Origin of the sequence: Antiquaquibacter soli (assembly GCF_030580675.1) — a bacterium.
Taxonomy (GTDB): Bacteria; Actinomycetota; Actinomycetes; order Actinomycetales; family Microbacteriaceae; genus Rhodoglobus; species Rhodoglobus soli.
In genome coordinates this window covers 26,828-42,008 of sequence record NZ_JAUQUB010000005.1, presented here as the reverse complement: position 1 = coordinate 42,008, position 15,181 = coordinate 26,828, and the positions used below count along the sequence as shown (strand labels likewise).

Here is a 15,181-nt window from a genome sequence, read left to right as displayed (position 1 = left end):
CCGGCGCTCACTCGATCTCCCGGGCTCGGCGCCGGTAGCGCGCGATCATCGGGATGACCGCCGCGATGAGCACGAACGCGCCCTGCAGCCAGTACTGCCACGACAGGCTCAGTCCGAGGTAGGACAGGGCGTTCGTGATGGTCTGCAGCAGGAGGCCCGCCGCAGCGACCGCGATGGCCGAGCCCGAGCCGCCGAAGATGCTCGCGCCGGCGATGACGATGGCCGTCACCGACGTCAGGGTGAGCGCCTGGCCCGTGTTCGCGTCGCCGATGCCGGTGCGGGTGTAGAGCACGAGGCCGGCGAGGGCCGCGAGCACTCCCGCCGCGAGAGCGGCGTAGAGGCGCATCCGCGGCACGCTCACGCCCATCCGATTCGCCTTCACCGGGTCGGAACCGGCGGCCCGGAAGCCGCGACCGAGGCCGGTGCGCTGGATGATGAACCAGATGAGCACCGACACGACGACAGCGACGACCAGCACGAGGGGCACGCCGCCGATCGTCGTGCCGATGGCGGTCATGATGTCGCCGGTCGCGGACCCGCCCGGGCTCGGGCGCAGCACCTGGGCGACGCCCACGATCGCGATCGACGTGACGAGCGTCGCGATGACCGGCGGCAGTGAGAGCCGCGTGACGAGCAGGCCGTTGACGAGGCCCACGCCGAGTCCGACGGCGATCGTGAGCGCGACGCCGAGCGCGAAGTAGCCCGGGCCGCCCTGGCCGAAGAACGAGATCACGACCGTCGAGAGCGCGATCACCGACCCGACGCTCAGGTCGATGCCGCCCGTCATGACGACGAGGAGCTGGGCGAGGCCGACGAGGATGATCACCGAGGCGCCCGCGAGCAGCTGGCTGATGTTGAGGGGGCTGACGAACGCGCTGGAGACGAACGTCGTCGCGATGCCGAGGGCGATCGTGAGGAACACGAGCACCCCGGCTTGCACCTCCCCGCGGAGGGCGGGCGGGATGCGGCGCTTCCGCGACGGCACCGCGTCGACGGTGCGCACGGAGCCCGTGGTGGAGAGCACGGCGGCGCCCGTGATGGCGCGCTCGGTGACATCCGTCCCCGTGAGGGTCGCCTGCACCTGGCCGCGAGAGAAGACGATCACGCGGTCGCACAGCCCCTCGAGCTCGACGGCGTCGGTCGAGAGCACGACGACGGCTACGCCGGAGTCGGCGAGCGCGCGCAGGAAGGCGTAGATCTCGACGCGGGCTCCCGCGTCGACGCCCTGGGTGGGGTCCTCGACGAGCAGCACGCGCGGGTTCCCGAGGCGGGCGCGGGCGAGCAGCACCTTCTGCTGGCTGCCGCCGGACAGTGCCATGACGGGGGTCTCGAGGGTGGGGGTCTTGACCGCGAGGCCGTCGACCGCTTCGCGGGTCATCCGGTACTCGCGGCGCCGGTCGGCGAACCCGGTCGGCATGGCCTCGTCGATCGACGGGGCCATGACGTTCTCGCGCACCGACATCTTGCCGAACATGGCCTTGCCGATGCGGTCACCGGGAAGGAAGGCGACGCCCGCGCGAGTAGTCGATCTGGGGTTGCGGAGCGAGACCTCCTCGCCGCGCACGAGCATCCTGCCCGAGGTCGAGCCGTGCCCGCCGAGAGCGCGGAGGAATTCGCGCTGGCCGTTGCCCTCGACTCCCGCGAGGCCGATGATCTGGCCGGGCAGCAGCGAGAGGGAGATGTTCGAGAAGCCGGGGCCGGACAGCTCGAGCACTTCGAGCAGCGGCTCGTCCTCGGGGGCGTTCGCGGCCTTGTCAGGGAACGTGGTCTCGAGAGACCGGCCGACGATGAGCTCGACGATCTGGTCCTCGGTGTAGTCGGCGACGACGCCGCGACCGACCACCTTGCCGTCGCGGAGCACGGTGAGGTCGGTGGCGATCTCCACGACCTCGGGGATGCGGTGCGTGATGTACACGATCGCGACATCCTGGGCCAGCAGCTCCTCGATGCGGTCGAAGAGCCAGCGTGTCTCCTCCGGGCCGAGCGCCTCGGTGGGCTCGTCGAGCACGAGCACGGACGGCTCGGATGCGAGTGCCGCCGCGATCTCGATGAGGTGGGCCTCGCGCAGCGAGAGCGACGAGATCGTGGCCGCCGGGTCGATGCGCAGGCCGAGCTTCTCGAAGTGGCGGGTGAGCCACTCCCCCGCCCCGCGGCGCTTCGGCCGCTTCGACTCGGGCAGGAGGAGCAGCACGGCGTCGAGCACCGTGAGCGAGGGGGCGAGGGCGGGGATCTGGTACACGATCGCGAGTCCCCGCTCGCGAGCCGCGCGCGGCTGGATGCGCGCGAACTGCTCGCCGCCAAGGCCGATCGTGCCCGAATCGGGCACGACCGACCCTGCGGCGATCCCGACGAGGGTGGACTTGCCCGCACCGTTCTCGCCGAGGACCGCGTGGACCTTCCCACGCTCCACCGAGACGCTCACGTCATCGAGGGCGCGCACACCCGGGTAGGTCTTCGTGATCCCGGTCAGGGTGAGAGCTGCATCCATCATCGTCGGGTCTCCATTCATCAGCTGAAGAGAGCGGTGATCTCTTCAGGGGTGAGCAGCGTCGACGGCGTGGCGTCCGCCGGCGCGTCGGGGAGGCAGGCCTCTTCCGGGGTGACCGTGCCGGCGGTAGAGCCGGTCGAGTCCTCGAAGAGGGCCAGGTTGTAGATCGACGGCTCCTGGTCGGATCCGCCGAGGTACGCGGCGACGGCCTTGCGGAGGGCGACGCGGCCGATCCACGTGCGGCTCGAGACGGTCGCGAGCTCGTAGGCCGGGTTCGCGGCCTTGAGGTCGGCGAAGCCGCAGCTCAGCGAGTTGTCGTCGGTCGTGGTGATGAGCGGCACCGAGATGCCCGCCGCCTCGTAGGCGCGGATGACGCCCGACGCGGATGCGCCGTAGTCGGCGATCACGGCGTCGATCTTCTCACCCTGCGAGAGGAGGCCGGCCATCGCCTGCTGCGCCTGCGCGGGGTCCCAGTTGGTGGCGATCGGCTCGCTCGACAGGAAGTTGATCTGCGGGTTGTCGGCGAAGACCTCGCTCACACCCTCGAACTCCTGGGTGGAGACGAGCGCGCCGGCCGGGCCGCCGAAGAAGACGACGTTGCCGCCCTCCTCGCCGAGCTGCTCGACGAGCCACTCGGCCTTCGTCTTGCCGACGAACTTCGGGGACTGGTCGGTGTAGTCGAGGTAGTCGACGCCGGCCTCGCCCTGCGGGTCGGACGCGAAGTTGATGACGATCGACCCGGCCTGGGTGGCCTGGCGGATCGCCGGGAGGTGCGCCTCACCCGGGCCGGCGTCGGGGATGACGAGGATGATGTCGGTGCCCTTGGCCGCGAGGCTCGTGATGCCCGACGTCGTCGTCTCGAGGTCGAAGCTGCCCGCGACGTAGTCGACCTTCGAGAGCGCGGGGCACTTGGCCGCTTCGCTCTCGATCTCGGCGAGGACCGTCTTGGACCAGCTGTTGGTGCCGCCGCCGTCGACGACGCCGAGCGTGATGCTGCCGGCCTCGGCGTCGGTGTCGCAGATGTCGGCCATGTCGGCGAACTGGTCGACGGTGCCGACCGAGCCCGCGGCGATGTCCGCCTCGAGGTTGTTGCCGCCCGTCTCGCCGCCTCCGGCGTTGGTGGACGAACAGCCCGAGAGCGCGAACGCGCCCAGGGCGACCGCCGTGGCCGCGACGGCCAGTCGGCGGTGCTTCATGATTCGGATCACTTCTCACTCCTCATTGAGTCGCTGGTGTTGGGGGTGGGTACTGCGGATCTCCGCATGAGGCCCTTGAGCCTCGCGGAGGAGCCGCCCAGCTGGAGCTGGGCGACGATCCCGACGCCGATGATGAGCGCCTGGACGATGTTCTGCACGGCCGTGGCCTGCGTGAAGGTCTGGACGAGCTGGCCGAGCTGCGCGAGGAAGAGCGCACCGAGGGCCGTGCCGATGACGCTGCCCTTGCCGCCCGTGAGGGCGGTGCCGCCGAGCACGACGGCGGCGATCGAGGGCAGCAGGTAGTCGTTGCCGGCGGTGAGCGTCGGCAGCCGGAGGAGGCCGGCGAGCAGCACTCCCGTCGTCGCACCGAGCATCGTTGCGAGCCAGTACGACGAGATCACGTAGCCGCGGGTGGAGATGCCGATGTTGGCCGCGCTGCGGGGGTTCTCGCCGACGAGCTCGAAGCGCCGGCCGAGCCGCGTGAGCTTGAGCACGATGTGCACGATGATCACGATCCCGACGGCGAAGAATGCCAGGACGGGGATGCCCCACAGCCTGCTCAGTGCGAAGTCGCTGAGCGCTTTCGCGCTCTGCTCGCTGAACCCGCCCGAGATCGCCTGCACCGCACCGATCATGAGGGCGTTGCTCGCGATGGTGACCACGAGCGGCGGCAGGCCGAAGTAGGCGATGACGATCCCGCTGAGCAGCCCGAACACGGACGTCCCCACGATCGCGACGACGATGGCCGTCGCGAGGTCCCACTCCGTGCCGAACTTCGCGGCGATGAGCGCGCCGAGCGTGACGGCTCCCGGGATCGAGAGGTCGAGTCCGCCCTGCTGGATCACGAGCGTCTGGCCGACGGCGACGATGGCGATGAGTGCCGCGAACGGCAGCATCGAGACGATCGCGGTCGGGCTGACGCTGCCGATCGCGATGAGCGGGCTCACCGCGAACAGCGCGAGGACCGCGATGAGCGCGCGGGTGCCCGGCCAGGACAGCACCTCGCTCACCGCCGAGCGGCGGTCGGCCGGCGCCGTGCGCGGTGCGGCGGTCGACGTCGTCGTCTGCTCGCTCATCGCCGTCACGCCGACTGGGTCGCGAGGTCGGGGTGCCAGGAGCCGTCGAGGTGCGCCTCGGGCATCTCGCCGACGATGTAGTCGCGCGACGCCTCGGCCTGCGACTTGAGCTTCGCGAAGTCGACGCCGACGAGCTGGCCGTCCTTCTTGACCCGCTTGCCCTGGACGAACACGTCGCGCACGAGCCCGGGGTGGGAGTTGTACACGACGGCGCCGATGGGGTTGTTGAGCGGCGTGAGGGCGAGCGAGCGGTCGTCGAGGACGACGATGTCGGCGGCCTTGCCGACGACGAGCGAGCCGGTCACCGAGTCCAGCCCGGCGGCGTGCGCTCCGTCGATCGTGGCGAACTGGATGACATCGTTGACGCTCAGCCCGATGCGCTCGATGGTCTCGCCGGTCTCGACCGCGGGCGCGTTGTCGAGGGCCCGCTGCATCCCGATCGCGGTGCGCATCGTGCCGAACATGTCGCCGCCGTTGGAGCTGCACACATCGATCGAGAAGGTCGGGCGGATGCCGTGCTTGAGCAGTCGGCCGGTCGCAGGGAAGCCGTGACCCATCTGCATCTCGACGTCGGGGGCGACGGATGCCGTGCCGCCCGAGTCCGCGATCATCTGGAGCTCGTCATCGCCGAGCGTGCAGCAGTGCACGTAGGTGATGCGGTCGGAGAGCAGTCCGTCGTCCTTCATCTTGCGGATCGGGCCGGACTTGCCCCAGTAGCCGTCGCCGACGTGGACGGTGACGCGCAGGTCGAGGTCGTTCGCGAGTTCGAAGTCGTGCTTGTTGACCTCGGGGAGCGTGAACTGCGGGCCGCGCAGGGCGAGCGCCATGGTGACGAGGCCCGTGTTGTCGGAGAAGTACTGGTCGCGGATGCGACGGGCATCCTCGGGGTGGTTGTTCGGCGACGGGAGCGGTGCGCCCCACTGCTTCGAGCCGCCGCCGTGGGCGAAGACGGCGCGCATCCCGGTGTCCTGGAGGGCCTGGATGGCGGCGTCCGCGTGGGCGGGGGTCGCGAGGTTGTGCGACCAGTCGACGAGGGTCGTGATCCCGGAGTCGAGCGCCTCGAGGGCACCGAGGTAGTTGCCGGTGTAGGTGTCCTCGGGGCGGAAGTACTTCGAGAGGCCGGTGTGCAGCCCCGCGAGGTACTCGGTGAGCGACCAGTCGGAGGCGACGTTGCGCACGACCGACTGCCAGGTGTGGCGGTGGGTGTCGACGAAGCCCGGGAGGACGATGCGTCCCGAGACGTCGATGACCTCGGCGTCCGCGGCCGAGAGGTCGGGGCCGATGGCCTCGATGGTGCCGTCGGTTCCGATGAGGATGTCCGTTGCCGGGAGGACCTCGCCGGCCGAGGCCGAAGTGATGACGGTCCCGCCGCGGAGCAGGGTGCGAGTGCTCATAGTCGTCGTTGACTCCAGGTGGTGGGCGACGTGGTTGTCGACCGACCGCCACGACGCGTTGGGTGTGTATCGCCATGCTAGAAGCGGCACTGCACGAGTGTCAAGTGAGAGTGACCATAATGTTTACTCTCAATGAACATTCGTCGGAGAGGGCGCTAGGCGCGCTCCCGGTAGAGGGGGATGTCGATGGGCGGCTGAGGGATGAACCCGCCGTTCTCGTCCATCTGCTGCTGCAAGTACTCGTGCGACTCCTCGAGTCCGCGGAGGGCCGCGGCGACATCCACGTGGACGAGCTCCCCGCCGCGCTTGACGACGCGACCCTCGACGAGAACCGTGTCCACGCAGCCCGCGTGCGCCTGCGCGACGATCGCCCCGGCGGGGTCGCGGCGGTTCCAGCCCGCCTGGCTGACGCCGCCCATCTCGAGGAGCACGAGATCCGCTCGCTTGCCCGGGGTGAGCGAACCGATCTCGTCGCCCATGCCGGCGGCGGCAGCGCCGTTGACGGTGAGCCAGCGCAGGGCATCCCGAGTCGTCCATGACATGACCTGGGGAGCCTTCCACTCCTGGTAGCCGGGCTCGTCGGCGCGGTACCGCGTGGCCTGCAGCACGAGTCGGCTGTGCGAGATCATGTCTCCCCCGCAGCCGCTCACGCAGTCGATGCCGAGGCTGGGGCCGCGCGTGTACTCGGTCACCTCCGCGATCGCCGGGTAGCCCATGCCCATCTGCATCTCGGTCTCCGCGCAGACCGACACCATCGTGCCGGTGTCGCGCAGCAGCTCCCACTCCTCGGCCGTGTTGAACGTGCAGTGCACGAGCAGCAGGTCGTCGCCGAGGAGTCCGTGCTCGGCGAGCACCTCGACATCCTTGAAGAGCTGCCGGACCATGACCTGGTTGGCGTGCATGGTGATGCGCGCACCGAGCTCCCGGGCGAGGGCGAACTCCGCCTGCACGGTCGAAGCCGGCGCGATCGCGAGCTCCTGCGGCGCGATGCCGAAGCGCAGCAGCCCCGAGTCGGTCGGGAAGTACTCGTCGCGGATGCGCCGCGCCAGAGCCGCGCGAGTGGCGAGGTCCGCGGGGTCGACCGCACCCTCCTGGCCGCCCTTGCTCTCGCTCCACGTGTTCGTCGTGATCGGCGTGAGCCCGTGGCCGTAGAGCGCGCGGATGCCCGCGTCCCGCAGCCCCGTCACCGCGCCGTCGGCGCACTCGGGATCGAGGATGTTGTGGCAGTAGTCCACGAGCGTCGTGACTCCGCTGTTGAGGGCGTCGAGCGCGCCGACGTAGTTGCCGGCGTACATGTCGACCGCCCGGTAGCGCGGCGCCATCTGCAGTCGGATGCCCCGGAGGTAGTCGGGGATGTTGCCGTCGGCGAGCATCCCGCGCAGCGCCGTCTGCCAGGTGTGCCGGTGGGTATCGACCATGCCCGGCATCGCGATCTTGGTGGACCCGTCGATGCGCTCGGCGTCGGCCTCGAGCCCCGGCGCGACGGCGACGATGCGGCCGTCCTCGATGAGGATGTTCGCGCGCTCGAAGTCCCCGAGCTCCGGGTCCATGGTGACGACGGCGGCGTCGGTGATGAGGGTCTTCATGCGTGCCTCGCGTGCTCGGCCGGTCGAGCCGACTCGGTCCAGGGGTCGATGAGGGTCTTGATCTGGCTCGCGCCGCCTGCTAGCAGGGGGCGGAGCCCGTGCTCGACGACGTCGTCGAGCGGCACGACCTCGCCCGCGATGTCTGACCAGTCGTCCCGCAGGGCGAGAAGCCTGACAGCCTCCGGCAGGTCGTCGGCGACCGCGTGGGCGACCGTCCCGATGATCGTGTACTCGCGGAGCGTCCAGGCTCCGAGCGGAACCGGCACGTCGGCCTTCTGGATGCCGATCGGCACGATCGTCGCGCCGGGCTTCGCGGCATCCAGCACGGACGCGAGCCCGGCGGCCGAGCCGCTCACCTCGAACAGGACATCCGCATCCATCCCCGCCCGCTCGAGCTGCTCGGCGAGCGAGCCGTCACCCGATCGGAACGTCGCGGTCGCGCCGAGGCGCTGAGCGAGCTCGAGCCGTGCACCGCTCAGGTCGACGACGAGCACGCGCGCCCCGGTCGCGGCCGCCGCGAAGGTGACGAACGCGCCGATCCCGCCGACGCCGACGATGACCGCGTCGTCGCCCGCGCGCAGCCCCGAGCGGCGCACGGCGTGCACCGCGATGGCCATGGGCTGGGCGAGGCCGAGGGTGTCGAGAGGCAGACCCGTGGCCGTGACATCCAGCAGGATGCCCGCCGGCACGACCGCGAACCCGGCGAGCCCTCCGTCCACCTGCAGACCCGCCGTCCGGTAGGACCTGCACAGGTTGGTGCGCCCCTGCCGACACGGCTTGCACTCGCCGCACGAGATGCCCGCGCCGCAGACGACGACGGCACCGGGCGCGAGCGAGGTGACGCCCTCGCCGACCGCCTCGACGACCCCCGCGAACTCGTGACCGAGCGTGACGGGGAGCTCCGTGAGAACGGGGCCGCGGTCGAACTCGGTCGCATCCGACCCGCACACGCCGCACACGGCGACGCGCACGAGCACCTCGCCCGGGCCGGGCACGGGCACGGGCTTGTCCTCCACGCGGAGGTCGCCCGCCGCGTGGAGGACTCCCGCGCGCATCACAGCCACGCGCTCGACTCGACCGGCAGCTGCACCGCCGCCCGCTCCGCGATCATGCGGCCGAGCAGCCGCTCGTACACCGCCGCGTGCGCCGCGGAGTCGAGGTAGGCGTTCAGGCCGTCCTCGTCCGCGACGATCGCGGCGACGCCGAAATCGGCTCCGCCGGGGCGCAAGCGCAGGCTCTCTCCGCAGACATAGGAGCGCAGCTCCGGGATGCCCGCCGCCATGTCGCGCAGCGCGTCGGTCAGCTCGGCCACATCGGCCGCGGTCACGTCGTCCTTCCAGCGGAAGGTGGCGAGGTGCAGGATCATGTGCTCTTAGTCGTCCTCGGTGTACTGGTACGGGTTCTCGATGGGCTCGTCGGGGTTCAGGGGCGGGTGCATCCCCTCTTCCCAGGCCTGCTCGCCGAGCTTGCCGCGCACGTACTCGACCGACTTCGCGACGATGTCGCGAACGGGGGCGAGGTCCATGCCGATGCGGGTGCCCTCGTACTTGACCACGCGGCCGCCGACGACCACGGTGTGGATGTCTGCGGTGCCGGCCTGGTAGACGACGTGCGCGGTGGGGTTGAGGATGGGCGTCATCGCCGGCGACTGGTCGTTCTTGATGAGCAGCAGGTCGGCCTTCTTGCCCGGCGTGATGGAGCCGATCGAGCTCTCCATGCCGAGCGACTTCGCGCCGCCCATGGTGGCCATCCAGATGGCGTCCTCCGCACGCATGCGGTTGACGTTGACCGTCTCGCCCTTGCGGTGGGCCTCGAGGTGGTCGCGGGAGCGGTCGGAGCTGAGCGTCGCGCGCATCGCCGAGAAGTAGTCGGCGCTCCACCACACGCTCGTGTCCATCGACAGCGACGCGGGGATGCCGTACTTGCGGATCTCCCACGTCGACGGGTAGCCCTGTCCGGCGCTCTGCTCGCTCTCGGTCGCGACGGATACCGTGCCGCCGGTTGCAGCGATCTTGTGGTAGCTGTCGGGGCTGAGGCTCGCCGCGTGCACGTAGGTGATCTGGTCGGTCATGACCCCCGCGTCGTACATGTGCGAGATGCCGTTGTCGGTCGTCGCGCCCCATACGCCGGCGTGCGTGGTGACCCGGATGCCGTTGTCCCGCGCGTACTGGAACGCGGCGAGCTCGGGGAAGTCCTCCGAGTCGGGCACGTCGAACGCGATCTGAAGTCCCAGGTGGTCGCTGTGCTTGAAGTTGGCGATCCACGAGCGGAAGGCGGGGTCGGCGGTCCACTCCCACGGGGCTCCGAGGTAGTTGCCGTAGCCGAGCACGAAGCGGCCCGGGATCTCGTCGAAGGCCTGGAGGGCGGCATCCGCGTACTCCGGAGTCCGCAGCGCGTGCGACCAGTCGAGGGTCGTCGTCACGCCGGTGTCGACGGACTCGAGCGCGCTCAGCAGGTTGCCCGCGTAGATGTCCTCCGGGCGGAAGACCTCGCCGTGCTGCAGGTAGTAGAACACGAAGTACTGGCTGAGGGCCCAGTCGCCGCCGTAGCCGCGCAGCGCCGTCTGCCACATGTGGGGGTGGGTGTCGACCATGCCGGGCATCAGGATGCCCCCGCTCGCGTCGATCTCGAGCGTGCCCTCGGGCACGGCGAGCTTCGGGCCGACGGCCTGGATGGTGTCGCCGACCACCAGGACGTCTGCGTCGTGCAGTACTCCGGGGGTGTCGACGGTGATGACGATGCCGTTGCGGAATACGACGGGACGGCCCGCCGAGAAGTCCTCGGGCGCAGGTGCGTTCATCTGTTCTCCTCGTTGAGAATGTTCAGTGACGATTCACACTCTGCCGCTCAACTGGCAGAATGACAAGTCCTACGGCACAAAGTGTTCAATCGAGCTGTAGAACTGTGCACCGACAAAGGAGTGGGAATGCGAATCGCTGTGCTCGGATCCGGCGCGAACGGCGCGTCCATCGGCGCCGATCTGACGGCTGCGGGGCTGGATGTCACGCTCGTCGAGCAGTGGCCCGCCCACGTCGAGGCGATGCGCGCCTCCGGGCTCAGCATCCGCATGCCCGACCGCGAGCTCCACGTGCAGCCGAGGACGATGCACCTGTGCGAGGTCGCGACGCTCAAGCAGCCCTTCGACGTCGTGCTCATGCTCATGAAGGCCTACGACTCGCGTTGGGCGGCGCAGCTCATCGAGCCCTACCTCGCTGCTGACGGACTCGTCGCCGGCGTGCAGAACGGGATGTCGACGCGCACGATCGCCGACGTCGTCGGGGTCGAGCGCACGATGGGCACCGTGATCGAGATCTCGTCGACGATGACCGATCCGGGTGTCGTCCACCGTCACTCCGGGCCCGACCGCTCATGGTTCGCCGTGGGCGCCCTCCCCGGCGGCCCGGTCGGCCGCGAGGAGGAGGTCGCCGCGCTGCTGCGCCACTCCGGGACCGTCTCGATCGTCGAATCGATCGAGGCCACGAAGTGGATGAAGCTCGTGAGCAACTCGACGGTGCTCGTGCCGACGGCGATCGTCGGCCTGCCGATGGCCGACGCGATCGAGCTCGACGGCCTGCGCGAGGTCATGCTCGCGGCCGGGCAGGAAGCGCTCGACGTGGGTCGGGCGCTCGGGCATCCGATCCTGCCGATCTTCGGGCTGACCCCGGAAGACGTCGAGCGTCCCGAGGAGGTCGTGGAGACCCTCCTCGACACGCTCTACCGCGGCTTCGTCCTCCCGGGAGCGACCACGACCGTCCTGCAGGACTGGTCGAAGTCGCGCCACAGCGAGGTCGACGACATCAATGGCACGGTCGTCGCCGAGGGCGCGCGCACGGGCATCCCGACGCCCGTGAACGCGGCCGTCGTCTCCATCGCCCACCGCATCGAGAGCGGGGAGCTCGAGCCGTCGCCTTCCCTCGTCACCCCGCTGCGGCGCGCGCTAGGTTGACCTCAACTGAACGCCGTGTACAGTATCAGCGAACACAAGGGAGTGATGCTGTGAAGATCGCATTCGTCGGCACGGGCGCTCAGGGCGCGGGAATCGGAGCGGATCTGACGCGGGCCGGGCTCGACGTCACGTTCATCGAGCAGTGGCCCGCCCACGTCGAGGCGATGCGCGAGCGCGGCATCGAAGTGCGGTTCCCGAGTCACACCGAAGTCACCCCGGTGCGCGCCCTGCACTTGTGCGAGGTGGCGACGCTCCGCGAGCCCTTCGACATCGTCTTCCTGCTCGTCAAGGCCTACGACTCCCGCTGGGCCGTCGAGCTCATCAAGCCGCTCCTGGCCGACGACGGGCTTGTGGTGGGCCTGCAGAACGGCATGTCGATCGACGACGTCGCATCGATCGTCGGCCGGGAGCGCACCATCGGGGCGGTCATCGAGATGGCCTCGAACATGTTCGAGCCCGGCATCGTCAACAGGCAGACCGAGGTGGCGGGGTCGTGGTTCGCCGTCGGCGCCCTCGACCCGGCGCTGCGCGATCGGGCGGAGCTCGTGCAGTCGGTGCTGAAGCACGCCGGCACCGTCGAGGTCTCCGACGACATCCGCTCCTCGAAGTGGATGAAGCTCGTCGCCAACGCCGGCGAGCTGGTGCCGTCCGCGATCCTCGACGTGCCCCTCGCCGAAGCGGTGCGGATGCCGGGGGTCCACGAGTTCATGATCGAGTGCGGCAAGGAGGCGGCACGAGCCGCCGTCGCCGACGGCTCGCGACTCGTGCCCATCTTCGGGCTCACCGACGATCAGGTGACCAGCCCCGACCAGTACGCGCAGGACCTCCTCGGCGAGGTGCTCGACAAGTACTCCCTGCCCGACACGCGCACGACCGTGCTGCAGGACTGGATGAAGGGCCGCCGCGGCGAGGTCGCCGAGGTGAACGGACTCGTCGTGGACGTGCTCGGTCGCCGTGGCGAGGCAGCACCTTACAACGCGCACACCGTGGCACTCGCCCGTCAGATCGAGGCGGGAACGCTCGAGCGGAGCCCGAAGAATCTCGAGTTGCTGCTGGCGCTGTAACTACCGCGAAGCGCGCAGCTTCGAGATCTCGTAGAGCGTCACGCTCGCGGCGATTCCCGCGTTGAGCGACTCCGTCGCGGCGCTGATCGGGATCGACACGACCGCGTCGCAGTTCTCCGTGACGAGCCGCGAGAGGCCCTTGCCCTCGCTGCCCACGACGACGAGCACGGGCTCGGTCGCGAGCTCGAGGTTGGGCAGCGAGACATCCCCTCCGCCGTCGAGTCCGAGCACGAACACCCCGCGCTCCTTGAAGGCCTTGACCGTCTGGGTCAGGTTGGCGGCCATGGCGACCGGGGTGCGCGCTGCGGCACCCGCGGACGTCTTCCACGCCGACGCCGTCATGCCCACGGAGCGGCGCGACGGCACGATCACGCCCTGCCCGCCGAACGCCGCGACCGAGCGGATGATCGCCCCCAGGTTGCGCGGATCGGTGATGCCGTCGAGCGCGACGAACAGCGGAACCTGTCCGCGACCGATGACCGTGTCGAGCAGCTCGAGCGGGTGGGCGTACTCGTAGGGCGGCACTTTGAGCGCGACGCCCTGGTGCACGGAATCCGGCCCGGAGAGCCGGTCCAGCTCGGGGCGCATGACCTCGAGCACCGGGATGCCACGGCCGGTGGCGATGTGCAGGATCTCCTTGACGCGGTCGTCGAACTCGAGCCGGGAGGCGATGTAGAGCGTCGTCGCCGGGATGCGCGCGCGGAGCGCCTCGAGCACCGAGTTGCGACCGGTGACCATCTCCGACTCGTCGGTCTTCGACTTCGGCCGCGGGGCGCGGGCACCCTCCGTCGCCTTCTTCCGGCCGCCGACGGATGCCTCGTACCGCTCCTTCGCGGCCTTGCGCTTGCCTGCCGGATGGTACGGGCGGTCCTCCGCCTTGGGCGTCGGCCCGCGGCCCTCGAGCGCCTGACGACCCTGGCCGCCCGAGCCCACCTGGGGTCCCTTGCGCGACTTGCGCACGGCTCCCGCGCGCGGCTTGTTGCCGGAGTTCTTCACTGCAGCTCCCAATGCGACCCGTTCGGGCCATCCTCGATCACGATGCCCGCTGCTGCCAGTTCATCACGGATCCGGTCGGCAGTGGCGAAGTCCTTGCCCGCGCGCGCCGCGGAGCGGTCGGCGAGGAGCGAGTCGACGAGGCTCGAGAGAGCACGGTGCGCGGGGGCATCCGTCTCCGACCGCCACGACGGCGACAGGGGGTTGATGCCGAGCACCTCGACCATCGCGAGCACCGTTCCACGGGCCTGGGCGACGGCCGCGAGGTCGCCGTCGTCGAGGGCGGTGTTGGCCGCCCGCACCGTCTCGTGCAGCACGGCGAGCGCTTGCGGCACCGAGAGGTCGTCGTCCATGGCCTCCGCGAACGCGTCGGGCACGAGCTCGACGCCCGAGCCCGCGAAGCGGGTGCCCTCGAGCCTGCGGTCGGCGCGGGTCAGGAACGACTCGATGCGCTCGACGGCCGCCTCGGCCTCGAGGAGCGACCCGTCGTGGTAGTCGATCGTCGAGCGGTAGTGCGCCGCGCCGAGGAAGTAGCGCACGACGAGCGCGGGCGCCATCGCCAGGAACTCCGCGGCGAAGATCGAGTTGCCGAGCGACTTCGACATCTTCTGGCCGTTGACGTTGACGAGGCCGTTGTGCACCCAGTAGCTCGCGAATCCGTCGCCCGCGGCGGTCGACTGCGCGAGCTCGTTCTCGTGGTGCGGGAAGCGCAGGTCGAGGCCGCCGCCGTGGATGTCGAAGGCGGGCCCGAGGTACCGGCTCGACATCGCCGAGCACTCGATGTGCCAACCGGGTCGGCCGGCGCCCCACGGGGATGCCCAGCTCGCGCTCTCCGGCTCGCCCGGCTTCGAGCCCTTCCACAGGGCGAAGTCGCGCGGGTCCCGCTTGGCGCGCGGATCCGCGTCGGCGGCGGCGACCATGTCGTCGGCCTTCTGCCGGGTGAGCTCGCCGTAGGCCGGCCAGCTCTGCACGTCGAAGTACACGTCGCCCGAGTCATCCGGCGCCGGGTACGCGTGACCGCGCTCGATGAGGCGACCGATGATCTCCTGCATCTGCGGGATGCTCGCCGTCGCGCGCGGCTCGTAGGTCGGCGGCAGGATGCCGAGCGCCGAGTACCCCGCGGAGAACTCGAGCTCGACCCGGTACGCGAGCGCCCACCACAGCTCGTTCTCGGTGGCGTTGTCGAGCACCTTGTCGTCGATGTCGGTGACGTTGCGCACGAGGGTCACGTCGAAGCCCCGGTAGTTGAGCCAGCGACGCCACAGGTCGTACACGAGCGCCGATCGCAAGTGGCCGATGTGGGGGCTCGACTGCACCGTCGGACCGCACACGTACATTCCGACCTTGCCGGGGGTGAGCGGAACGAAGTCGACCACCGCGTGGGCGCGCGAGTCGTACAGGCGAACGGTCATCCCGAGAGTTTACCGGGGGCGCCCGC

At 70.1% G+C, this 15,181-nt stretch carries 12 protein-coding genes; 2 read left to right on the top strand and 10 right to left on the bottom strand.

Translation table 11 applies throughout. The features are described 5' to 3' along the window. Positions 1 to 7 precede the first annotated feature (7 nt). The 8 genes from Q5716_RS14205 to Q5716_RS14170 all read right to left on the bottom strand — a co-directional run bounded on the left by Q5716_RS14205 (position 8) and on the right by Q5716_RS14170 (position 10,540). On the bottom strand, positions 8 to 2,491 hold the full coding sequence (locus tag Q5716_RS14205) for an ATP-binding cassette domain-containing protein (protein ID WP_305003810.1): 2,484 nt from the start codon (positions 2,489 to 2,491) through the stop codon (positions 8 to 10). A gap of 17 nt (positions 2,492 to 2,508) precedes the next feature. After that, positions 2,509 to 3,696, bottom strand: coding sequence for a substrate-binding domain-containing protein (locus Q5716_RS14200; protein ID WP_305003809.1), 1,188 nt, complete (start codon positions 3,694 to 3,696; stop codon positions 2,509 to 2,511). Beyond that, positions 3,693 to 4,760, bottom strand: coding sequence for an ABC transporter permease (locus tag Q5716_RS14195; protein WP_305003808.1), 1,068 nt, complete (start codon positions 4,758 to 4,760; stop codon positions 3,693 to 3,695). Before Q5716_RS14195 ends, Q5716_RS14200 begins: the two co-directional genes overlap by 4 nt. A gap of 5 nt (positions 4,761 to 4,765) precedes the next feature. Further along, entirely contained in the window at positions 4,766 to 6,154 is a 1,389-nt protein-coding gene (locus tag Q5716_RS14190; protein WP_305003807.1) for an amidohydrolase family protein, read from the bottom strand. A 155-nt stretch (positions 6,155 to 6,309) separates the two neighbouring features. Next, a complete protein-coding gene (locus tag Q5716_RS14185; protein WP_305003806.1) occupies positions 6,310 to 7,740 on the bottom strand; it encodes an amidohydrolase family protein in 1,431 nt (476 codons plus the stop codon). After that, positions 7,737 to 8,795 (bottom strand): zinc-dependent alcohol dehydrogenase, encoded by a 1,059-nt coding sequence (locus tag Q5716_RS14180; RefSeq protein WP_305003915.1) that lies wholly within the window; start codon positions 8,793 to 8,795, stop codon positions 7,737 to 7,739. Before Q5716_RS14180 ends, Q5716_RS14185 begins: the two co-directional genes overlap by 4 nt. After that, entirely contained in the window at positions 8,795 to 9,106 is a 312-nt protein-coding gene (locus Q5716_RS14175; RefSeq protein WP_305003805.1) for a Dabb family protein, read from the bottom strand. The genes Q5716_RS14180 and Q5716_RS14175 overlap by 1 nt, the downstream gene beginning before the upstream one ends. A gap of 6 nt (positions 9,107 to 9,112) precedes the next feature. Then, positions 9,113 to 10,540 carry an amidohydrolase family protein gene (locus tag Q5716_RS14170; protein WP_305003804.1) on the bottom strand — a complete coding sequence of 476 codons (1,428 nt, stop codon included), beginning with the start codon at positions 10,538 to 10,540 and terminating at the stop codon, positions 9,113 to 9,115. A gap of 126 nt (positions 10,541 to 10,666) precedes the next feature. On the opposite strand from Q5716_RS14170, the gene Q5716_RS14165 reads away from it, so the two are divergent. Together Q5716_RS14165 and Q5716_RS14160 are read left to right on the top strand one after the other, a co-directional pair. After that, positions 10,667 to 11,686, top strand: a complete 1,020-nt coding sequence (locus Q5716_RS14165; protein ID WP_305003803.1) for a ketopantoate reductase family protein — start codon at positions 10,667 to 10,669, stop codon at positions 11,684 to 11,686. Between the two features lie 50 nt (positions 11,687 to 11,736). Then, the gene (locus Q5716_RS14160) at positions 11,737 to 12,750 is read left to right on the top strand and encodes a ketopantoate reductase family protein (RefSeq protein ID WP_305003802.1); all 1,014 of its coding nucleotides are present in this window, start codon (positions 11,737 to 11,739) and stop codon (positions 12,748 to 12,750) included. Here the strand turns inward: Q5716_RS14160 and rlmB are convergent, their stop codons facing one another. Both rlmB and cysS read right to left on the bottom strand, forming a co-directional pair. Beyond that, positions 12,751 to 13,746, bottom strand: coding sequence for a 23S rRNA (guanosine(2251)-2'-O)-methyltransferase RlmB (gene rlmB, locus Q5716_RS14155; RefSeq protein WP_305003801.1), 996 nt, complete (start codon positions 13,744 to 13,746; stop codon positions 12,751 to 12,753). It lies immediately after the preceding gene. After that, positions 13,743 to 15,155, bottom strand: a complete 1,413-nt coding sequence (cysS, locus tag Q5716_RS14150) for a cysteine--tRNA ligase (protein WP_305003800.1) — start codon at positions 15,153 to 15,155, stop codon at positions 13,743 to 13,745. Before cysS ends, rlmB begins: the two co-directional genes overlap by 4 nt. Positions 15,156 to 15,181 lie beyond the last annotated feature (26 nt).

What these genes read in the sequence shown, in the direction of transcription:
- cysS (WP_305003800.1), bottom strand. Translation starts at nt 15,155, where the DNA reads ATGACCGTTCGCCTGTACGACTCGCGCGCCCACGCGGTGGTCGACTTC.
- Q5716_RS14175 (WP_305003805.1), bottom strand. Translation starts at nt 9,106, where the DNA reads ATGATCCTGCACCTCGCCACCTTCCGCTGGAAGGACGACGTGACCGCG.
- Q5716_RS14180 (WP_305003915.1), bottom strand. Translation starts at nt 8,795, where the DNA reads ATGCGCGCGGGAGTCCTCCACGCGGCGGGCGACCTCCGCGTGGAGGAC.
- Q5716_RS14170 (WP_305003804.1), bottom strand. Translation starts at nt 10,540, where the DNA reads ATGAACGCACCTGCGCCCGAGGACTTCTCGGCGGGCCGTCCCGTCGTA.
- Q5716_RS14165 (WP_305003803.1), top strand. Translation starts at nt 10,667, where the DNA reads ATGCGAATCGCTGTGCTCGGATCCGGCGCGAACGGCGCGTCCATCGGC.
- Q5716_RS14185 (WP_305003806.1), bottom strand. Translation starts at nt 7,740, where the DNA reads ATGAAGACCCTCATCACCGACGCCGCCGTCGTCACCATGGACCCGGAG.
- Q5716_RS14195 (WP_305003808.1), bottom strand. Translation starts at nt 4,760, where the DNA reads ATGAGCGAGCAGACGACGACGTCGACCGCCGCACCGCGCACGGCGCCG.
- Q5716_RS14190 (WP_305003807.1), bottom strand. Translation starts at nt 6,154, where the DNA reads ATGAGCACTCGCACCCTGCTCCGCGGCGGGACCGTCATCACTTCGGCC.
- Q5716_RS14205 (WP_305003810.1), bottom strand. Translation starts at nt 2,491, where the DNA reads ATGATGGATGCAGCTCTCACCCTGACCGGGATCACGAAGACCTACCCG.